This window comes from Mycobacterium cajalii, assembly GCF_045809005.2.
Lineage (GTDB): Bacteria > Actinomycetota > Actinomycetes > Mycobacteriales > Mycobacteriaceae > Mycobacterium.
This window is the reverse complement of record NZ_CM141436.1, coordinates 1,895,758-1,915,544: the sequence shown is the minus strand read 5'-3', so window position 1 is coordinate 1,915,544 and position 19,787 is coordinate 1,895,758. Positions and strand designations below refer to the sequence as shown.

The 19,787-nt window shown below is 72.3% G+C and carries 21 protein-coding genes and 1 pseudogene; 3 read left to right on the top strand and 19 right to left on the bottom strand.

Annotated elements, in window-relative coordinates:
* Window positions 1-37 precede the first annotated feature (37 nt).
* From ACJ512_RS09165 to ACJ512_RS09140, 6 genes are all read right to left on the bottom strand, one after another.
* The gene (locus ACJ512_RS09165; protein WP_407688521.1) at window positions 38-901 is read right to left on the bottom strand and encodes a siderophore-interacting protein; all 864 of its coding nucleotides are present in this window, start codon (window positions 899-901) and stop codon (window positions 38-40) included.
* A 32-nt stretch (window positions 902-933) separates the two neighbouring features.
* Window positions 934-2,103, bottom strand: coding sequence for a DNA-processing protein DprA (gene dprA, locus ACJ512_RS09160; RefSeq protein WP_407688522.1), 1,170 nt, complete (start codon window positions 2,101-2,103; stop codon window positions 934-936).
* Complete coding sequence (locus tag ACJ512_RS09155) at window positions 2,100-3,611, bottom strand: YifB family Mg chelatase-like AAA ATPase (RefSeq protein ID WP_407688523.1); 1,512 nt, start codon at window positions 3,609-3,611, stop codon at window positions 2,100-2,102. The genes dprA and ACJ512_RS09155 overlap by 4 nt, the downstream gene beginning before the upstream one ends.
* A complete protein-coding gene (locus tag ACJ512_RS09150; protein WP_407688524.1) occupies window positions 3,611-3,988 on the bottom strand; it encodes a YraN family protein in 378 nt (125 codons plus the stop codon). Before ACJ512_RS09150 ends, ACJ512_RS09155 begins: the two co-directional genes overlap by 1 nt.
* Window positions 3,989-4,115: 127 nt before the next feature.
* On the bottom strand, window positions 4,116-4,946 hold the full coding sequence (gene fdhD, locus ACJ512_RS09145) for a formate dehydrogenase accessory sulfurtransferase FdhD (RefSeq protein ID WP_407688525.1): 831 nt from the start codon (window positions 4,944-4,946) through the stop codon (window positions 4,116-4,118).
* 83 nt (window positions 4,947-5,029) lie between these two features.
* Window positions 5,030-6,010 (bottom strand): NAD-dependent epimerase/dehydratase family protein, encoded by a 981-nt coding sequence (locus ACJ512_RS09140; protein ID WP_407688526.1) that lies wholly within the window; start codon window positions 6,008-6,010, stop codon window positions 5,030-5,032.
* A 245-nt stretch (window positions 6,011-6,255) separates the two neighbouring features.
* Between ACJ512_RS09140 and ACJ512_RS09135 the strand changes: the two genes are divergently transcribed.
* Window positions 6,256-7,008: a GAF and ANTAR domain-containing protein gene (locus tag ACJ512_RS09135; protein WP_407688527.1), complete on the top strand. Its 753-nt coding sequence runs from the start codon at window positions 6,256-6,258 to the stop codon at window positions 7,006-7,008.
* Window positions 7,009-7,222: 214 nt separating this feature from the next.
* Here the strand turns inward: ACJ512_RS09135 and ACJ512_RS09130 are convergent, their stop codons facing one another.
* The 4 genes and pseudogenes from ACJ512_RS09130 to rplS all read right to left on the bottom strand — a co-directional run bounded on the left by ACJ512_RS09130 (window position 7,223) and on the right by rplS (window position 9,603).
* The gene (locus ACJ512_RS09130; protein WP_076122808.1) at window positions 7,223-7,528 is read right to left on the bottom strand and encodes a DUF2469 domain-containing protein; all 306 of its coding nucleotides are present in this window, start codon (window positions 7,526-7,528) and stop codon (window positions 7,223-7,225) included.
* 27 nt (window positions 7,529-7,555) lie between these two features.
* Window positions 7,556-8,300, bottom strand: a pseudogene (locus ACJ512_RS09125) (ribonuclease HII); the annotation flags it as partial.
* A 13-nt stretch (window positions 8,301-8,313) separates the two neighbouring features.
* Complete coding sequence (lepB, locus tag ACJ512_RS09120) at window positions 8,314-9,204, bottom strand: signal peptidase I (RefSeq protein WP_407688528.1); 891 nt, start codon at window positions 9,202-9,204, stop codon at window positions 8,314-8,316.
* 57 nt (window positions 9,205-9,261) lie between these two features.
* Window positions 9,262-9,603 (bottom strand): 50S ribosomal protein L19, encoded by a 342-nt coding sequence (gene rplS / locus ACJ512_RS09115; protein WP_407688529.1) that lies wholly within the window; start codon window positions 9,601-9,603, stop codon window positions 9,262-9,264.
* A 248-nt stretch (window positions 9,604-9,851) separates the two neighbouring features.
* On the opposite strand from rplS, the gene ACJ512_RS09110 reads away from it, so the two are divergent.
* The gene (locus ACJ512_RS09110; protein WP_407688530.1) at window positions 9,852-10,826 is read left to right on the top strand and encodes a serine hydrolase; all 975 of its coding nucleotides are present in this window, start codon (window positions 9,852-9,854) and stop codon (window positions 10,824-10,826) included.
* Here the strand turns inward: ACJ512_RS09110 and trmD are convergent.
* From trmD to ACJ512_RS09085, 5 genes are all read right to left on the bottom strand, one after another.
* The gene (trmD, locus tag ACJ512_RS09105) at window positions 10,823-11,530 is read right to left on the bottom strand and encodes a tRNA (guanosine(37)-N1)-methyltransferase TrmD (protein WP_407688531.1); all 708 of its coding nucleotides are present in this window, start codon (window positions 11,528-11,530) and stop codon (window positions 10,823-10,825) included. The two genes, ACJ512_RS09110 and trmD, sit on opposite strands and share 4 nt — an antisense overlap.
* Window positions 11,527-12,072, bottom strand: a complete 546-nt coding sequence (gene rimM, locus ACJ512_RS09100; protein ID WP_407688532.1) for a ribosome maturation factor RimM — start codon at window positions 12,070-12,072, stop codon at window positions 11,527-11,529. Before rimM ends, trmD begins: the two co-directional genes overlap by 4 nt.
* Window positions 12,073-12,091: 19 nt before the next feature.
* Window positions 12,092-12,334, bottom strand: coding sequence for an RNA-binding protein (locus tag ACJ512_RS09095; RefSeq protein ID WP_369739544.1), 243 nt, complete (start codon window positions 12,332-12,334; stop codon window positions 12,092-12,094).
* Window positions 12,335-12,339: 5 nt separating this feature from the next.
* Window positions 12,340-12,852, bottom strand: coding sequence for a 30S ribosomal protein S16 (gene rpsP / locus ACJ512_RS09090; protein WP_407688533.1), 513 nt, complete (start codon window positions 12,850-12,852; stop codon window positions 12,340-12,342).
* Window positions 12,853-13,031: 179 nt separating this feature from the next.
* The gene (locus ACJ512_RS09085; protein ID WP_407688534.1) at window positions 13,032-13,451 is read right to left on the bottom strand and encodes a nuclear transport factor 2 family protein; all 420 of its coding nucleotides are present in this window, start codon (window positions 13,449-13,451) and stop codon (window positions 13,032-13,034) included.
* 57 nt (window positions 13,452-13,508) lie between these two features.
* On the opposite strand from ACJ512_RS09085, the gene ACJ512_RS09080 reads away from it, so the two are divergent.
* Window positions 13,509-14,402 (top strand): D-alanyl-D-alanine carboxypeptidase family protein, encoded by an 894-nt coding sequence (locus ACJ512_RS09080; RefSeq protein WP_407688535.1) that lies wholly within the window; start codon window positions 13,509-13,511, stop codon window positions 14,400-14,402.
* A 75-nt stretch (window positions 14,403-14,477) separates the two neighbouring features.
* Here the strand turns inward: ACJ512_RS09080 and ACJ512_RS09075 are convergent, their stop codons facing one another.
* The 4 genes from ACJ512_RS09075 to ACJ512_RS09060 all read right to left on the bottom strand — a co-directional run bounded on the left by ACJ512_RS09075 (window position 14,478) and on the right by ACJ512_RS09060 (window position 19,784).
* On the bottom strand, window positions 14,478-15,077 hold the full coding sequence (locus ACJ512_RS09075; protein ID WP_407688536.1) for a TetR/AcrR family transcriptional regulator: 600 nt from the start codon (window positions 15,075-15,077) through the stop codon (window positions 14,478-14,480).
* 1 nt (window position 15,078) lies between these two features.
* On the bottom strand, window positions 15,079-16,914 hold the full coding sequence (locus tag ACJ512_RS09070; protein ID WP_407688537.1) for an N-acyl-D-amino-acid deacylase family protein: 1,836 nt from the start codon (window positions 16,912-16,914) through the stop codon (window positions 15,079-15,081).
* A 71-nt stretch (window positions 16,915-16,985) separates the two neighbouring features.
* Window positions 16,986-18,662, bottom strand: coding sequence for a serine/threonine-protein kinase (locus ACJ512_RS09065; RefSeq protein ID WP_461480032.1), 1,677 nt, complete (start codon window positions 18,660-18,662; stop codon window positions 16,986-16,988).
* Between the two features lie 9 nt (window positions 18,663-18,671).
* A complete protein-coding gene (locus ACJ512_RS09060; protein WP_407689117.1) occupies window positions 18,672-19,784 on the bottom strand; it encodes a metal-dependent hydrolase family protein in 1,113 nt (370 codons plus the stop codon).
* Window positions 19,785-19,787: the final 3 nt, after the last annotated feature.

Sequence of the window (19,787 nt, the reverse complement as noted above, 5' to 3'; positions counted from 1 at the left end):
AGAATGCCAGCCGGCGCGGCTGGTGGGGCGTGCGGTCCTACCGAACCGCCGCCTGGGCCTCGGCTTCCTTCTGGGCCAGCTCCTTCTTCCACTGCCGGAAGGTCTCCTCGGTGCGGCCCCGCCGCCAGTAGCCCGAGATCGACGACCCCCAGCGCGCGTCCACACCGCGCTCGTTGCGGATGTAGGGCCGCAGGTTGTGCATGACGGCCTGCGCCTCGCCGTGGATGAACACGTCCACCTGCCCCGGTAGCCACGGCGTGGTGGTGACCGCCTCGATCAGCGGTGCGTGGTCGCCCGCGCGGTCCTCGGGCACCAGGTCGGCGCGACCGCCGCGGTAGACCCAGTGCACCTCGACGGCGTCCGGTGCGGTCAAGGCGATCTCGTCCTCGGGGTTGGCCACCTCGATGAACGCCTTGCCGACCGCGTCGGGGGGCAGCGCTTCCAGCGCCGCCGCGATGGCCGGCAGCGCGGACTCGTCTCCGGCCAGCAGATGCCAGTCGGCGGCCGGGTCGGGTGTGTAGGCGCCGCCGGGGCCCATCAGGTACGCCGGCTGTCCCGGTTGCGCCGTGGCCGCCCACGGGCCGGCCACCCCGTGTTCGCCGTGCACGACGATGTCGACCGCTATCTGCTGGTTCGCCGCGTCGACGCGGCGCACCGTCATGGTCCGCACCGCGGGCTTCCTCTCGGGCGGCAGGTCGGCGAAGCTGTCCAGCGTCAACGGCCGCGGCAGCGCGGCCATGTCGACGTCGTCGGAGACGAAGACCATCTTGACATAGGTGTCGGTGAACCTGTTGGGCACGAAGGTGCCGAACTCGTTGCTGCCCAGCAGCACCCGAATCATGTGTGGTGCCAGCTGTTGTGTGCTGACGACTTCAAACGTTTGCAGAGGTCGACCCGCCACTTGTCCTCCCGTCCAGACCCGGCTCACGTCGACTATACGAGCCGCGGCGTCCGCCCAGCTCGGGCGGCGTTGGCGCGGACGACCTTCCAGCGACCGTCGGCGCGCTGCACCAGCCCGGCCACCTCCAGGATCGCCAGCGGCCCCAGCACCTGCTCCGGCGGCAGGCCCGACGCCACCGCGATCTGGTCGACCGAGGCGGCCCCGCGCCCCGGCAGCGCCTCGTACACCTGACGTTGCGCCTGGTTGAGCCCGTCGAGGGCGGTGGCCGGGCGCGGCTGCTCGGGCGCCAGCTCGCCGATGCGGCCGACGAACTCGACGATGTCCTCGGCCCGGGTGACCAGCTCGGCGCCGTGACGCAGCAACACGTGACAACCCGCCGACGCCGACGAGGTCACGGGCCCGGGCACGGCGCCCACCACCCGGCCCAGGGCGCGCGCCCAGGCGGCCGTGTTCGCCGCCCCGCTGCGCAGCCCGGCCTCCACCACCACGGACGCCCCCGTGACCGCGGCGACCAGGCGGTTGCGGGTCAGGAACCGGTGCCGGGCGGGGCGGACGCCGGGCGGGTATTCGCTGAACAACAGCCCGTGCCGGCCGATGCGGTGCAGCAGCGCCGAATGGCCAGCCGGGTACGCGACGTCCAGCCCACCGGCGAGGGCGGCCACCGTGATGCCGTCGCAGTTCAGCGCCGCGCGGTGCGCCACGCCGTCGATGCCGTAGGCGCCGCCGGAGACCACCGCGACGTCGCGTTCGGCCAGGCCGGCCGCCAGGTCGGCCGCCACCTGCTCGCCGTATGCGGTCGAGGCCCGGGTGCCGACCACGGCGGCCGCGCGTTCGCTCACCTCGTCCAGGCGCGCCGGGCCCTGTGCCCACAACACCATCGGCGGGTTCCCGCCCGGCCGCGCGCCGGGCCGCACGCCGAACGCTGCGAAGGCCAGCAGCGGCCACTCGTCGGTGTCGGGCGTGATAAGTCGCCCGCCGCGGGCGGCGAGCAGCTCGAGATCGGCTGCCGCCCGGTCGATTTCCCGTCGCGCCGCGGTGTGCCGCGCCACGTCGTCGCCGACCAGCCCGCGCCGGACCCGGTCGGCGGCCTCCACCGGGCCGACGGCGTGCGTCAGGGCGGCGAGTTCGGGGCAGGGCGGCTCCGCCACCCGCGACAGGTAGGCCCAGGCCAGGGCCGCGGGGTCGTCGGCCCGCGCCGTCATCGCCGCGCCCCCATCTGCCGGAAGCTGAGCGCCGCGGCGACCTCGTCGAGCCCCGGGAGGTCCCGGCCGGCCAGGTCGGCCAGGCTCCACGCAACCCGCAGGGTGCGATCCACACCGCGGATGCTGAGCAACCCGCGGTCCACTGCGCTGCGCAGCGGCTCCATCGCGGAGTTGCCGAGCCGGAACTTGCGCCGCAGCAGCGGCCCGCTGACCTCGGCATTGGTGCGGAACCCGTGGGGCCGCCACCGCGCGGCGGCCGCCTCGCGGGCCGCCGCCACCCGCCGGCGGACCCGGTCGGTCGGTTCACCGTCGGTGACCGAGAACGCCCCGGCCCGCACCGGATTCATCTGCACCCGCAGGTCCACGCGGTCCATCAGGGGCCCGGACAGTTTGCCCAGATAGCGCCGTTTGGTCGCCGCCGCGCAGATGCAGTCCTGCGGGTCCGCCGGCGCGCACGGACACGGGTTGGCGGCCAGCACCAGCTGGAAGCGAGCCGGGTAGCAGGCCACCCCGTCGCGCCGGGCGAGACGGATCTGCCCGTCCTCCAACGGGGTCCGCAACGACTCCAGCGCGGCGACGCTGATCTCGGCGCATTCGTCGAGGAACAGCACCCCGCGGTGGGCGCGGCTGACGGCACCCGGGCGCGCCATTCCCGAGCCGCCACCGACCAGCGCGGCGACGCTGGAGCTGTGATGTGGCGCCACGAAGGGCGGTCTGGTGATCAGGGGCGTGTCCGACGACAGCAGGCCGGCCACCGAGTGGATCGCGGTGACCTCCAGCGACTCGCTGTCCGACAGCGTCGGCAGCAACCCCGGGAGGCGTTGCGCCAGCATCGTTTTCCCGATGCCCGGCGGCCCGGTCAACATCAGATGGTGCGCGCCCGCGGCCGCGACTTCGACCGCGAAGCGCGCCTGCGCCTGCCCCACCACGTCGGCGAGGTCGGCCGAGTGCTCCGAATCCGTGGCGACCGCCGTGATCCGCTCGCTCAGGCGGGCGGACCCGGACAGCCAGCTCCGCAGCTGCCTCAGAGAGCGCACGCCCCAGACGTCGACGCCGTTGACGAGGCTCGCCTCGGCCAGGTTGTCCACGGGGACCACGACGGCCGGCCAGCCCTCGCGCTTGGCGGCCAGCACGGCGGGCAGCACGCCGCGCACCGGGCGGACCCGCCCGTCCAGCGACAGCTCGCCCAGCAGGAGCGTCTTCTCCAGGCGTTCCCACGGGGTTTTCCGCTGCGCCGAGAGCACCGCGGCCGCCAGGGCGATGTCGTAGACCGATCCCATTTTGGGCAGCGTCGCCGGCGACAGCGCGAGCGTGAGCCGGGCCTGGGGCCAGTTGTCGGTGCAGTTGGTGACCGCCGCCCGGACCCGGTTGCGGGACTCCTGCAGCGCGGCGTCGGGCAGCCCGACCAGGTGCACCCCCGGCAGGCCGGAGGAGATGTCGGCCTCGATCTCCACGATCTCGCCGTCCAGCCCGCGCACGGCGACCGAGAACGCCCGACCCAGCGCCATCAGCCGATCCCCCGCAGGTGGGTGATCTCGGGGGTGCGGCACCGCCCGACCCGCACGCCGATCACGTCGATGCGCACGGCGGCCCAGTGCACGTCCTGCCCGGCCAGCCACAGCCCGGCGAGCCGGCGCAGGCGCCGAACCTTGCGCGGGGTGACCGCGTGCGGCAGCCCGCCGTAGCCGTCGCCGGTGCGGGTTTTCACCTCGACGAACACCACCGCGCGGGCGGCGTCGTCGGCGGCGATCACGTCGAGTTCCCCGTAGCGGCACCGCCAGTTGCGGTCCACGATCCGAAATCCCATCCGGGTCAAGTGATCGACGGCGAGCGCCTCGCCCATCGCGCCCAACTCCACCCGGGTCATCGTCTTTTCTGTCGTCACGCCTGCCACCCTGCGCGGCGGCCCCGACACGGCGCGCCGCGGCGGGCGCGAGATCCCCGGTCGAAGGGCCGGTTATCCCCAGTCGCGCACGTATCCACAAGCGCGCCGGCCCGAGGGCGGCAAACGGTCAGGTGATCCGGTCGGCGCGGGTGTAGACGTTCATCGAATCGCCGCGCAGGAAAGCCACCAGGGTGATGCCGGACTCCTCGGCCAGCGAGACCGCCAGCGACGACGGCGCGGACACCGCCGCCAGCACGGGGATCCCGGCCATCACGGCCTTCTGGGTGAGCTCGAAGGACGCGCGACCGCTGACCAGCAGCACCGACGCCGCCAGCGGCACCCGCTCGTGCTCCAGCGCCCAGCCGATGACCTTGTCGACCGCATTGTGGCGGCCGACGTCCTCCCGCACGGACAACACGGCGCCGTCGGCCGCGAACAGCGCCGCGGCGTGCAGCCCGCCGGTGCTCTGGAAGACCTTCTGCGCGGCGCGCAGCCTGCGCGGCATCGCGCGCAGCGTGGCCGCGGCGACGGTGGCGCCGTCGGCACCGGGGTGGAAGCGGCTGCTCAGCCGCACCGCGTCCAGGGACGCCTTGCCGCAGACCCCGCACGACGACGTCGTGTAGAAGTTGCGGGTGACGTCGAGATCGGGCGGCGCGACGCCGGGCGCCAGCGTCACCTCGAGCACGTTGTAGGTGTTGGCGCCGGCATCGTCCCGAGCGTCGCGGCCGCCGCAGTACCGGATGCTCAGAACGTCCCCGCGGCCCGCGATCACGCCCTCGGTGAGCAGGAACCCCTGCGCGAGCTCGACGTCCGCGCCGGGGGTGCGCATCGTCACCGTGACCGCCGCGCCGTTGACCCGGATCTCCAGCGGCTCCTCGACGACGAGGGTGTCCGACCGGGTGGTCGACGTGTCGGCGGTGAGGCGCTGGACCCGCCGACGCGCCGTTACGCGGCCCACCGGGTGCTGTCACCGCCGGTACGGGCGCCAGCGGGCCCGGCGCAGCGCTGAAACCCCATGGGATCAAACTACATCGGCGTGCCTCACAGCGCCGAGGACAGCGCCGCCAGGGCCTCGGCCGAGGAATGCAGGGGCCGCCAGCCCAGCACCGTCTTGGCCTTCGTCGTGTCCATCACCATCGAGGTCCGTGCGACGTGCAGCCATTCCAGCAGGGACGGGACGAACGGCACCTTCGAGATCGCCGCGGACGCCGCCGCCGCCGCGGCGGCGGGGACCCGCACCGCCCGGCCGCCCAGCGCCCTGGCGACGTCGGCCACCGTCACCACGCCGTCACCGGCGATGTTGTACGCGCCGGGCGCCACCGGGGCGGTGGCCGCCAGCGCGATCGCCGCCGCGACGTCGTCGTTGTGGACCAGCTGCAGCGGGAAACCCGGGTCCGGCACGACCGGCTTCAGCACCGGCAGCGCCCCGACCAGGGCCCGCAGGGGGCCGGGCAAGCGGTTCCACGGCATCACGTCGGCCAGGACGGTCGCCGTGTGGCCGGCCACGATGCACGGCCGCAGCACGAACACCTCGATCGGGGAATTCGCGCCGAGGTCGGCGAGCAACTGCTCGCACGCCGCCTTCTGCGCGGAGTAGTAGTGCTCGGGGGATCCGCGCGGCGGGACGTCCTCGGTGAGCGGTACGGGGTTGTCGGAGTAGTAGCCGTACGCCGCCACCGACGAGGTGTAGACCAGCCGCCGCGGCCGCGAGGCGGCGACCGTGGCCTCGAAGACGTTGCGGGTGCCCTGCAGGTTGATCCGCGCGCTCTCCTCGCGCGAGCCCATGATGATGAACGCCAGGTGGATCACCACGTCGGCCTGCGCCACCAGCGCTTCGACGGCCTCCCGGTCGAGGATGTCGCCCTGCTGGTAGACCGTCTTCATCCAGCCGCGCGACGACGGGTCGAACGGCCGGCGGGCCATCCCGACGATGGCGTCCACCGCGGGCTCGCGTTCCAGCGCCGTCACCGCGGAGATCCCGATCTCGCCGGTCGGTCCGGTCACGGCGACGGTTATTCCCACGTGCACTGTCCTTCCCTGCCGAGGGACAACCAAAACAAGTACGCCGATTACGGCCGACGGCCGCGGCTCCACGCCGTAGGCTGGCGGCGCAGCGCGCCGCATCCGCGGCGCTCGCTGCGACCCGGCGACTCGCTGACAGGCCGGCAACCCCAGCACAGGGCATCGGCGCCGCGTTGCCGACCGATAATCTACGGCCACGAGGCGGGCCGGACTACGCTCGGACACCGCCGTGAGGGAGGCACAACGTGGTAGACGACTTGAACACCGGCCCGGCCGGCCCGCCGCCCGGCGGGGAGAGGGCCGACCCGGCGACGGTCTTCGCGGCGCTCGCCGAGATCATCTACCAGGGCTCGGACCCGGGTGAGATGTACTCGGCCATCTGTATCGCCGCGACCCTCACGGTGCGCGGCTGCGACCACGCCAGCCTGATGCTGCGGGAGAACGGCCGGTATGTCACCGTCGGCGCCAGCGACCGGCTCGCGCACTCGATCGACGAGCTGGAACGGCGCGTCGGGGACGGCCCCTGCATCGATGCGATCGAGGAGGAGACCCCCCAGATCGACACCGACCTCACTTCCCCGTCGCTGTGGCCGAAACTGGCGGCGGTCCTCGTCGAGGAGACACCGGTGCGCGGAGCCATGGGGTTTCGCCTGCTGATCGACAAGCGCAAGGCCGCGGCGCTGAACCTGTTCAGCGACACCCCCAACCTGTTCGACGCCGAGTCGGCCGGTGCGGCCGCGGTACTGGCCTCGTTCGCCAGCGTGGCGATCAACGCCACGGCCAAAGGGGAAGACGCCGCGAGCCTGCGGCGGGGCCTGCTCAGCAACCGCGAGATCGGGAAGGCGGTCGGCATGCTGATGTTGCTGCACGACATGAGCGAGAACCAGGCCTTCGACCTGCTGCGCCGCCATTCGCAGAGCCTCAACATCAAGCTCGCCGACGTGGCGCGGGCGGTGATCGAGCGGCGGGGCCGCCTGCCTCTCGACGTCGAGGATTAGCGGTCTTGCCCGTTAATTCGTCGGGCCCGTTCGCTGAGGTGCCGAGACTGCGGTGGCGGCGCCGTCGAGGCGAAAAAGGGAGCGCTGAACGCAGTCTCGACGCCGCCAGCGCAGACTCGGCACCAGCGGCGTCTGGTAATAACCCCCGACGAACTTACGAACGAGACCACTAGCTCCCGGTCGGCCGGGGTGAGCGCCGGGCCGACCGGGCCGGCTATTCGGGCAGCCGCAACTCCGGCTTCTCGACCTCTTCGATGTTGACGTCCTTGAAGGTGACCACGCGCACCTGCTTGACGAACCGCGCCGGCCGGTACATGTCCCACACCCACGCGTCGGACAGGCGCAGTTCGAAGTAAACCTCGCCGTCGGCGTTGCGGGGCATCATCTCCACGCTGTTGGCCAGGTAGAAACGCCGCTCGGTTTCGACGACGTAGCTGAACTGACCGACGATGTCCTTGTACTCGCGGTACAGCGAGAGCTCCATCTCGGTTTCGTACTTTTCGAGATCTTCGGCACTCATCTGGTCAGACGTCCTTCTCGTTGCGAATTGGTCCCATCTTTCCTCAACGGTATTCGCCGTGCCCGTCCGGCGGGTCCGGATCGCAGTCGGCCACCACCCGGGTCTGTGAGCCGGTCGCCACGCGCCGGACGTTGATGAACGAATGGCGGTGTTCCGGGCACGGGCCCAGCCGGGCCAGCGCCGTGCTGTGCGCGGGGGTGCTGTAGCCCTTGTGGTCGGCGAATCCGTAGCCGGGATGGTCGGCGTCCATGGCGACCATCAGCCGGTCCCGGCTGACCTTCGCCAGCACGCTGGCCGCGGCGATGCAGGCCGCGGCCGCGTCCCCGCCGATCACCGGCAGCGAGGGCATCGGCAGGCCGGGTACCCGGAAGCCGTCGCTGAGCACGTAGCCGGGTCGCACCGTCAGGCCGGCCACCGCGCGGCGCATGCCCTCGATGTTGGCGACGTGCACGCCGCGCCGGTCCACCTCGGTCGACGGGATGAACACCACGTGGTAGGCCAACGCGTAGCGCCGGATCAGGGGAAACAGCCGCTCCCGCACCTTCTCGGTCAGTTTCTTCGAGTCATCCAGGGCGGCAAGGCTTTCCAGCTTTCCAGGGCCGAGCACGCAGGCCGCCACCACCAGGGGGCCCGCGCAGGCGCCGCGACCCACCTCGTCCACCCCGGCCACCGGCCCCAGACCGCTGCGGTACAGCGCGGACTCCAGGGTGCGCAGCCCCCGCGAACCCCCTGCCTTGCGGATCACCGTCCGCGGCGGCCAAGGCCCCCTCATATCCGAGCCATCGCTACCGGTTTCGCTGCGGGTTCACCGAATCCACGAGGCCCCATCGTCCCGGCGGCCACACGATGAACCTGGCCTTGCCGATGACGTTGGAGACCGGCACGGTGCCCGACATCGGATCGCCGGTACACAGGATGCCTTTGAGCGCGTCGGTCGGGGTGCTGGTGCAGTGGGCGCGCGAGTCCGCCGAGTGCGTCCGGTTGTCCCCCATCACCCACAGGCGCCCCGCGGGGACGGTGACCGGCCCGAACTCGGGGCCCAGGCAGGGGTAGACGGCCGGGCTGGCCATCATGGTCGCCGGGTCCAGGTACGGCTCGAAAAGCCGCTTGCCGTTGACCGTCAACCCCGTGTCGGCCCGGCACTGCACCGTCTGCCCGCCGACCGCGATAACGCGCTTGACCAGGTCGTTCTCGTCGGGAGGCACGAAGCCGACGAAGGACAGCGCGTTCTGGGCCCAGCGCAGCGCGGTGTTGTTCGAACGGATCGACTTGTATCCGACGTTCCACGCCGGCGGCCCCTTGAAGACGATGACGTCGCCGGGGTGCGGGACGCCGAAGTCGTAGGTGACCTTGTCCACCATGATCCGGTCGCCGACACAGCCGGGACATCCGTGCAGGGTGGGCTCCATCGACTCCGACGGAATCAGGTAGGGCCGCGCCACGAACGTCAGCATCACGTAGTAGAGCACCACCGCGATGACCGCCAGGATGGCGAACTCCCGCACGGCGGACCGCTTGGTGCGCTTGGGCTCCGCCGCTTCCGGCGCCTCCTGCGACCCCGCGTCCGGCTCCGGGGCGGCCGTGTCGTCGGCCGCGTTCGGTTCGCGGGTGGAAACCTTCGGCTCTGACTGAACGGCGTCGGGCCGGGGTTCGGGCGAGTCCGTGCTATCGGTCACGAGATCAGCGTAGCCAGCCCGATTTGCGCCCTGGTGAAGCGCCGGGCCGGCGCCGCGTCAGCGCTTCTCCTTGATCTTGGCCTTCTTGCCACGGAGCTCACGCAGGTAGTACAGCTTGGCGCGGCGGACATCGCCACGGGTCACCACCTCGATGTGGTCGATGTTCGGGGAATGCACCGGAAACGTCCGCTCGACGCCGACGCCGTAGCTCTCCTTGCGCACGGTGAAGGTCTCGCTGACGCCCCCGCCCTGCCGGCGGATGACCACGCCCTTGAACACCTGGATGCGCTCCTTTGCGCCTTCGATGACCTTGACGTGCACGTTGATGGTGTCGCCCGGACCGAAGGCCGGGATGTCGTCGCGTTGCGACGCCTGGTCGACGAAGTCCAGCCTGTTCATGCGAAAAGACACTTCCTTGCAGTCGCGGCTCACGGCTGCCCGCACGCGGGCGCGAGGCGGGCACCGAGCCGATGGGTTCGAGCGTTCCAATTCGTCTCGCAGCAGGCGCGGGAAGCGACCCGGCCGGCCGGCGACCGCTGGAGACAACTGGTCAATTGTGCCAGACACCTGCCATGCAGTGAAAATCACAGGGGATCACCGCGCCGTGCGGCAAGCCAACCGCGCAGGTCAGTGGTAGATATGACGGCATGCGACGACGATCCCTGACGCTGCCGGCCGCCCTCGCGGCCGCGACGTTGGTGATCGCGACGGCCTGCCTGACCCAGCTGCGCACCCAGGTGCAGGCGAAGGTGTACGACGCCCCGCTCGCCCCCGCGTCCAACCCGGTGGCGCCCCCGTCGCCGCAGCATCTGGCCGATCTGTTCGAGGGGGCCGGCGCGCCGCGCCCGCTCGAGCGGGCGCTGCCCACCGTCGAGTTCGGCCTGCTGCAGGCGCGGGTGCAGCAGGCGACCGACGAGGCCGCCGCCGCGGGCGCCACGCTGTCGGTCGCGGTCCTGGACCGCGCCACCAACCGCCTCGTCTCCAACGGCAACGGCCAGATCCCCGGAACGGCGTCGGTGGCCAAGCTGTTCATCGCCGACGACCTGCTGTTGCAGGAGGCCTCGGGCAGGACCGCGCTGACGCCCGACGACCGCCAGGCCGTGGACCTGATGTTGCAGTCCTCCGACGACGGGGCGGCCGAGCGGTTCTGGGGTCAGGACGGCGGCAACGCCATCATCACCGAGGTGGCGGCCCGGTACGGACTGGGCTCGACCACGCCGCCGCCCGACGGCCGCTGGTGGAACACGATCAGCTCGGTGACCGACCTGATCCGCTACTACCAGAAGCTGCTCGACGGCTCCGGCGGGCTGCCCGCCGAACGGGCGAAGATGATCGTCGACGACCTGGACCGCTCCACGCCCAACGGCGTCGACGGCTACCCGCAACGGTTCGGCATCCCCGACGGCCTCTACGCCGAACCGGTCGCGGTCAAGCAGGGCTGGATGTGCTGCATCGGCGCCGACTGGATGCACCTGTCGACCGGGCTGGTCGGCGCCGACCACCGCTACATCATGGTGGTGCAGTCGCTGCAGCCCTCCGACGACGTGACCGCCCGCGAGACGATCACCCGGGCGGTCAGGACGATGTTCCCCGACGGCCGGATCGGCCCCGCGCTCGACTAGGGTCCGGCCTTGTCCCCCGGCGGGCACAGGTCCGGGCGGCGTTCCCGGGTCCGGCGCAGGGAGACCTCCCGGCGCCAGGCGGCGACCCGGGCGTGGTCCCCGGACAGCAGCACCTCGGGGACGTCGAGTCCCCGCCAGCTGGGCGGGCGGGTGTAGCTGGGGCCTTCCAGCAGCCGGTCCAGCCCGGGCGAGTGCGAGTCGTCGCGGTGCGAGGCTGGGTTGCCCAGGACGCCGGCCAGCAGCCGCAGCACCGCCTCGATGATCACGACCGCCGCCGACTCCCCGCCCGGCAGCACGTAGTCGCCGATCGAGACCTCCGCGACCCGCATCCGGCGGGCGGCGTCCTCGACGACCCGCTGGTCGATGCCCTCGTAGCGGCCGCACGCGAACACCAGGTGCGCCTCGGCGCTCCAGCGCTGGGCCGTGGCCTGGGTGAACAGCGCACCCGCGGGGGTGGGGACGACCAACAGCGTCTCGCCGGAACAGATCTCGTCCAGCGCCTCGCCCCACACCGGCGCCCGCATCACCATCCCGGGACCCCCGCCGTAGGGCGCGTCGTCGACCGAGCGGTGCACGTCGTGCGTCCAGCGCCGCAGGTCGTGTACGCGCAGGTCCACCACACCGGACTCGATCGCCTTGCCCGGCAACGACTGCCGCAGCGGGTCCAGGTACGCCGGGAAGATCGTGACGACGTCGATTCTCATGCCAGATCCAGAAGACCTTCGGGCGGATCGATCTCGACGACGCCGTCCGGCAGCGACACCGACGTGACGATCGCGCCGACGAACGGCACCAGCACCTCCCCGCCCGCACCGTCGGCGGGCTGCGGACGCACCGACAGCAACTCACCGGCCGCGGTGTGCAGCACCTCGACGACGACGCCGACGTCGGCGCCCGTCGTCGTGCGCACGCGCAGGCCCTCGAGCTGATGGTCGTAGTAGGTGTCCGGCTCGTCGATCGGGTCGATCGGCGGCAGGTCGGCGGAGTCGACGACGAACAGGGTCCCCCGCAGCGCGTCGGCGGCGTCGCGGTCGCCGACCCCGGCCAGCCGGACCAGCAGGCGCCCGCCGTGCTCGCGCGCGCTGTCGACGACGTAGCTGCGGTCCGGCCCGCTGCCGCGGGCGTCTCTGGCGCGCAGCGCGGTGCCCGGGGCGAACCGGGCGGCGGGGTCGTCGGTGCGGACCTCGACGACCACCTCGCCGCCGATGCCGTGCGCCTTGACCACGCGCCCGACGGTCAACTCCAAGGGAGTTCCATGCGCGGTGCTACTGGTCGGTGTCCACGACGTCGACGCGGATGCCCCGCCCGCCGATGCCGGCGACCAGCGTGCGCAGCGCGGTCGCGGTGCGGCCGCCGCGACCGATCACCTTGCCCAGGTCGTCGGGGTGGACGTGGACCTCTACGGTGCGTCCGCGCCGGCTGGTCACCATGTCCACCCGGACGTCGTCGGGGTTGTCGACGATCCCGCGGACCAGGTGCTCGACAGCGTCGACGACGACAGTGCCCACGCCGGTCAGCTTTCCGCGGCGGGCTGGGCCGGCTCGGGCTGGTCACCCTCGGCGGGCGCCTCGGCAGGCGTCTCTGCGGCGGCTTCGGCCGGTTTCTCTCCGGCGGCCTCGGCTTTGCCCGCCTTCTTGGCGGGGGCCTTCTTCTTCGGCTTGGCGGCCTCGGTGGTCGGGCCGCCCTCGGCCTCGGCCAGCGCGGCGTTGAACAGCTCGAGCTTGCTGGGCTTGGGCGGCTTGACCTTCAGGGTGCCCTCGGCGCCCGGGAGGCCCTTGAACTTCTGCCAGTCGCCGGTGATCTTCAGCAGCTTGAGGACCGGTTCGGTGGGCTGGGCGCCCACGGACAGCCAGTACTGGGCGCGCTCGGAGTCGACCTCGATCAGGCTCGGCTCCTCCTTGGGGTGGTAGCGGCCGATGACCTCGATCGAACGGCCGTCGCGCCGCGTGCGGGCGTCGGCGACGGCGATGCGGTACTGGGGGTTGCGGATCTTGCCAAGCCGGGTGAGCTTGATCTTGACAGCCATGTGTTACGCGCTCCTGTGTGTGTCACGCTGCAATTCGGCGATCGGGGCGGGATGCCCGGATCCGGTTTTGCCTCGCGTGTGTGACCCGCGCCCGAGCACCCGGCCGGGGTGGGTCGCACGAGGGACAGCCGCCCATTGTGCCAGAGCGGGAGCCGCCACCGGAAATCCGCCTGACCGGCTCACATCACTTTCTGGAAGACCTTCGTCTCGACCCGGCGGGTCATCCGCCAGCCGTCGGGGGTGCGGGCGAACTCGTCGTCGTACCAGAGCCCGCAGAACAGCACCTGGTCGCTCTCGCCGCCCAGCACCATCGGGTTGAAGCAGATCACCCGCGACGACGCGGTGTCACCGTCGATGCGGACCGAGAAGTTGCCGAGCATGTGCGCGTACACCGGGAAGTTCGGCAGCACCTCCGAGAGCCACTTCTTCACCTCGGGGAAGCGGCCGTCGATGCCGCCCAGCGCCCGGTAGTCGATGTAGGCGTCGGGGGTGAAGACCCGGTCCAGGTCGTCGAAGCGCCGGTTGTCGATGGCGGTGGAGTAGTCCACCAGAAGCTGTTGGATCTCGAGGCGGTCGGAGATTTCGGCCAGGCTCAGCATGCATCGCACAGTACTGAACGCGGGCGCCCGACGAGCCGGAAGTTAGACTCTGCGGCCATGCGGAAGCTCATCGCCGCACTCGCCGCGGCGCTCACCGTCGGTGCCGGCGGGGTCGGCGCGGTCGGCGCCCCGGCGGCCCGCGCCGACGACATGCAGCCGGTCGGCTCGGTGCCGATCCCCGACGGCCCGGCCCAGACGTGGATCGTGGCGGACCTCGACAGCGGTGAGGTGCTCGCCGGCCGCGACCAGGACGTGCAGCACCCACCCGCCAGCACCATCAAGGTGCTGTTGGCACTGGTGGCGCTCGACCAGGTGAGCCTGGACTCGACCGTGGTCGCCGACGCCGCCGACGCCGACGTCGAATGCAGCTGTGTGGGCATCGAACCGGGCCGCACCTACACCGCGCGCCAACTGCTGGACGCCATCCTGCTGGTGTCGGGCAACGATGCGGCCAACACGCTGGCGCACCTGATGGGCGGCGCCGACGCCACCGTCGCGGCGATGAACGCCAAGGCCGCGTCCCTGGGGGCGACGAGCACGCACGCGTCGACGCCGTCCGGCCTGGACGGGCCCGGCGGGTCCGGCGCGACGACCGCGCACGACCTGGCCGTCATCTTCCGCGCCGCCCTGGCCAACCCGGTGTTCGCGCAGATCACCGCCGAGCCGTCGGCGATGTTCCCCGGCGGCCCGGGCGATGGTGGCGAGCGCCTCATCACCAACCGCGACGAGCTGCTGCAGCGCTATCCCGGGGCGATCGGCGGCAAGACGGGCTTCACCAACGCGGCCCGCAAGACGTTCGTCGGGGCGGCCGCGCGCGGCGGGCGACGGCTGGTCATCGCCATGATGTACGGGCTGGTCCACGAGGGCGGACCGACGTACTGGGATCAGGCCGCCAACCTGCTGGACTGGGGTTTCGCGCTGAACCCGGAGACGGGCATCGGCTCGCTTTAGCTTTAGCCCCGCGAGCAGACGCAGAATCGCATCAGATCGCACGCTTTCGTGCGATTCCGCGTCTGCTCGCGCGGGTCAGCCTGCGCCCGGCAGCGCCGCGGTGAGCAGGGCCGCGAGCACCGCGACCCGGCGCTCCGCGATGTCCGGCTGCGGCAGCACCCCCTCGACCACGGTGGCCCCGTCGAACACGTTGGTCATCAGCGCCACCACGACCGGGAACGTATCCTGCGGGAAGCTCTCGGCGCCGGGCAGTGCCCGGGCGGCGTCGTGAATCTTGGCCCGGTACTGGCCGAGCTCGTGTTGCAGCGTCTCCCTGAGCTTTTCGTCGGTACGCGCGGCGACCAACAGCTCGTAGAGCACTGCGTTGGTGGGGCTGGCGGTGACGTCCCGCAGGATCGTCAGCGCCGCTTCCAGCGCGGGCCGGTCGGCGGGGATTTCGGCGACGCGCTTGGTGAAGGTTTCCAGCTGGCGGCGCAGCACCTCGGACGCCGTGGCGGCCATGAAGTCGCCCATCGTCTCGAAGTGGCGGAACAGGGCCCCGACCGACACCCCGGCGCGTTTGGTGATCACCGCCGCCGAGGCACGCGCGTAGCCCACCTCGACGATCGTGTCGATGCTCGCCTCGAGGAGTCGCGCGACGGTCTCCTCGCGGCGCTGCTGCTGGGTGCGGGCCATGTCAGGCGCTCACTGCCGGGGACCCGCGGCGCGCGCCCGCCCGCAGGTAGCGCCCCGACCTGACCGTCCGGCCGTAGCCGTCCCTGAACCGGCCCGCCCGGAAGACGACGGCGCCGCCGACGCCCGTCGCGACCACGGCGCCGTCGTTGCGGTTGACCATGCGCCGCAGGCCGCCGTAGTGGGGCACCGCCTCCTCGTGGTAGGCGTCGACCGACTCGTCCAGGCCGGCGGGATCGATCACCACGAAGTCGGCGCGGTCGCCTTCGCGCAGCGTGCCGGCGTCGATGCCGAACCAGTCCGCCAGCTCGCCGGTCAGGCGGTGCACCGCGCCCTGGACGGACAGGAACGGCGCGCCCGCGCGTTCGGCGTCCCGGGTGCGCTTGAGCAGGCGCAGGGCGAAGTTGTAGAAGGCCATGTTGCGCAGGTGTGCGCCGGCGTCGGAGAAGCCCATGTGCAGGCTGGGCTCGGCGGCGAGCTTGTCGAGCTGCCGGGGCCGGTGGTTGGCGACGGTGGTGGTCCACCGGACGTTGCGCTCGCCGTTGTCGACGAGCACGTCGAGGAAGGCATCGAGCGGATGCAGCCCGCGTTCGTCGGCGATGGCCCCGAAGCTCTTGCCGATCAACGAGCGGTCGGGGCACCCGACGATCACCGCGTCGTGGAAGTCGCGGTGCCACAACGACGGCCCGAGCTTGCGCCGGTCGAACTCGCGCCGGAACCGGCGGCGATAGGACTGGTCGGCCAGCAGTTCGTTGCGCTGCAACTGGTCGCGCAGGTGCAGGGCCGCGGTGCCGGCGCCGAACTCCTCGAACACCGGCAGGTCGATGCCGTCGGAGTACAGCTCGAACGGGACCGGCAGATGCTGGAACCGCACGTCGGAGCCCAGGAGCTTGTTCAGTATCCGGGTGCCCAGACCGAAGGTGTACGCGGCCAGCGGCATCGACTTGGCGTCGGCCGACACCAGCATGCTCATCCGGACTCCCCTGCCGCGGCCGAAGATCCGGCTGCTCGCCAGGAAGAACAGCAGCCCCGACGCCGGATTTTTGATGTCGGGGGCGCTCTGCAGCATCCGCCCGCGCCGGCGCAGCACGTCGATCAGCTTGCGCCGTTCCCGCCAGGTCGCGAAGGTCGACGGCAGCGCGCGCGACCGGAACCGGTCGCCGTCGAGCTTGTCTATCGCGGCGTCCATCCCCGACATGCCGAGCATTCCGGCGTCCAGCGCGTCGTCGAGCAACGCCGCCATCTTCTCGAGTTCGGCCGCGGTGGGCTGCGCGGCAGCGTCGGTGGCGCGGTCGAGTCCGAGCACCGCGGCCCGCAGGTCCGAATGCCCGAGCAGGGAGCCGACGTTGGGCCCGAGCGGCAGGGCGTCGATCGCCTCGACGTATTCGGCGGCCGTCGACCAGGTCCGGCGGGACGCCAGGGCGCCGTGGACGTACTCGCGCGGCACCGCCTCGACGCGGCTGAACAGGTCGGCGGCGTCCTCGGAGTCGGCGTACACCGTCGACAACGAGCAGTTGCCCAGCAACACCGTGGTCACACCGTGGCGCACCGACTCGGGCAGGCCGGGGTCCAGCAGCACCTCGGCGTCGTAGTGGGTGTGCACGTCGATGAAGCCGGGCACGACCCACTTGCCCGCCGCGTCGATCACCTCGGGGCAGCCGGTCTCGTCCAGCGGGCCGTCGGCGGGGCCGGCCACGGCGACCACCAGCCCGTCGCGAATCCCGAGCGTGCGGGTTCGCGGCGGGCTGCCGGTGCCGTCGAACCACAAGCCGTCGCGGATGATCACGTCGTAGGTCACCGGGTGCCTCCAAGGTTCGTCAGGTGCCACCGAACCTAACATAGATAGCAAGCACTCACAATCTTTTCGGCGGCCCGCTTGGGATCCGCCGCGCGCGTCGGGGACGGGCCGGTTCAGGGGTGGGGCGTGCCCGACGGCACCGCGCCCGGCCCGACGGGCGCCGGCGCCACCCCTTCGGGACCGGCCGGACCGGCGGTCGGGTCCGGCACCGTCACCCCCGGCGGCACCCCGCCGTGCGGGCTGGCCACCGCGGGGATGCGGATGACCGCCGAGCGCTGGCCGCACTCGTTGGTCTGCACGGTGAGGGTCTCTTCCCCGGCGAAGTCGCCGCGCGCCCGCGGTTGCAGCATCAGCACCAGCGTCGCGGTCTGCTTCTGGCGCAATCCGTCCGATCCGATGCACGGGAACCGGATGTCGACCGGGGAGGACTGCCATCGACCGTCCCCGTACGCCAGGAACAGCGGCGCACCGGGCGACACCTCGCGCAGGTGGCCGGTGTCGTCGAGCCGGGTGGCGGCCGCGGTGCAGGACTGCGGCGCGCACGACGAGCGGAATGCCCACCAGGTGGTCACGTCCGGGGGTTGCGGGTCGGCGGCGTAGTTGTACGTCTGCTTCGTGCGTTCGACGTCGAGGCTGTACGTGCCGTCCAGCGGGACCGGGGCGGCGGGCGGCGCGGCGCTACGGGTCCCGCCGGCCGCGGCCGACGGGGGCGGTGTGCGGCCGGCGCCCTGACCCGGGGCCGGTTGGGTCCTGCGCCCGATCACGAGACCCAGCGCGACCAGCCCCGCGACCAGCGCCACCGCCACGACCCGCAGAGCGGCCTTGCGTAACCCGCGCCTGGCCGGCACCGCCCGCGACGGACGCGCGGGCGGGGCGGCCGGTGCGTCCGCGCCGGGGGGACCGGCCGGTCGCCCTCCCCACGCCCCTGCCGCCGGGCGCGCGCCGCCGTGTGCGTCGTCGGACTCGGGCCAGGCGTAGGCGGGGTAGTCGGCGACCAGGACCGCTTCCGGGCCGCGTTCGCCGGGGGCGAGGCCCGCGTGCGCGTTGGCCGCGTCGGCGAAGTCGGCGCACCGCGCGAACCGGTCGGCTGCCCGCGGGGCGAGTGCCCTGGCGAACACCTCGTCGAGGCGGGCCAGCTCCGGGCGCTGCTCGCTGAGCCGCGGCGGCGAGCCCGCCGCCAGCGGCGCGCCGGTCAGCAGGTGAAACGCGGTGGCCGCCAGCGCGTACTGGTCGGCGCGCCCGTCGATGTCGGAGCCCGTCGACTGCTCGGGCGACGCGTAGGCCGTCGTCCCGGCAGGCGCGGCGACCCCGAAGTCGGACAACAGGATTCGGGGCTCGCCCTCGTCCCGGCCGGTCAGGAAGACGTTGGCCGGCTTGACGTTGCGGTGCAGCAGGCCGCGCTGGTGCGCGTAGTCGAGCGCCTCGGCGAGGGCGTTGACCACCGCGAGCGCCTCGCCGACCGGCGAGACCGCGGGAAACCGGCCGGCCATCAGCTGCGCGGCGTTGACGCCGTCGACGTAGTCCATGGCGACCCACAGCTGTCCCTCGAACTCGCCGCGATCGTTCACCCGCACGATGTGCGGGTGATAGAGGCTTGCGGCGATCGGGGTCTCGGCGTGAAACCGGCGGCCGAGTTCGCCGTCGCCCGACAGCGCCGGCGACAACACCTTGAGCGCCTGCCAGCGCGACGATCGCGGATCCTGGGCCAGATACACCGTGCCGGTCGCTCCCGAGCCCAGCCTCCGAGCCACGATGTATCCGGCGAATGTCGCGCCGCTGGGCAACGCCATCTTCAGATCCTATTCCCTCGCCGGACGCGACGCGCGCCCGGCCCCGGCGGCAACCCCCGCACGAAACGCGTTGCCGCGCAGTATCACAAGGTCCGGCGAGGCGAGCACGTCTGGCCCACGCCGGGGGTCGCGCGAGTAGCACAGCAGGTCGGCCGGCGCCCCGTGCTCGAGGCCGGGCCTGCCCAGCCAGCGGCGGGCGTCCCAGCACGCCGCGCCCAGCGCCGCGGTCGGGCTCATGCCGATGCGCGTGAGGGCCTCGACCTCGTCGCCGATCCGGCCGTGGGCGACCATGCTGCCCGCGTCGGTGCCGGCATACACCGGCACCCCCGCCTCGCGCGCCGCGGCGATCCGCTCGTAGCCGCGGGCATACAGGTCGCGCATGTGCGCGGCGTAGGTCGGATACCGCGCCGCGGCGTCGGCGATCCCGGGAAAGTTCTCGAGGTTGATCAGCGTGGGCACCAGCGCCGTGCCGTGCTCGAGCATCAGGGCGATGTTGTCGTCGGTGAGGCCGGTGCCGTGCTCGATGCAGTCGATGCCGGCGTTGATCAGGCCCGGCAGCGCGTCCTCGCTGAAGACGTGGGCGGTGACGCGGGCGCCGTGCTCGTGCGCGGCGCCGATCGCGGCCGCGAGCACGTCCTCGGACCACAGCGGCGCGAGGTCGCCGACGCCGCGGTCGATCCAGTCGCCGACCAGCTTGATCCAGCCGTCGCCGCGGGCGGCCTCCGCGGCCACTGCCGCCGGCAGCTGCGACTCGTCCTCGAGTTCCACGGCGAAGCCGGCGATATAACGCTTGGGCCGGGCCAGGTGCCTGCCGGCCCGGATGATGCGGGGCAGGTCGGCGCGGTCGTCGAGGCTGCGGGTGTCGGTCGGCGAGCCGCAGTCGCGCAACAGCAGCGCCCCGGCGTCGCGTTCGGTCTCGGCCTGGGCGATCGCCTCGCCGAGTTCGATCTCGCCGTGCTTGCCGAGCCCGACGTGGCAGTGCGCGTCCACCAGGCCCGGCAGGATCCAGCCGCCGTCGAAAACGGTGTCGGCCCCGGCGGCCGGTTCGATGCTGATGCGGCCGTCGACGACCCACAGTTCGACCCCGGCCTCGTCGGGCAGTCCCCGGCCTCGCACCCGCATGCG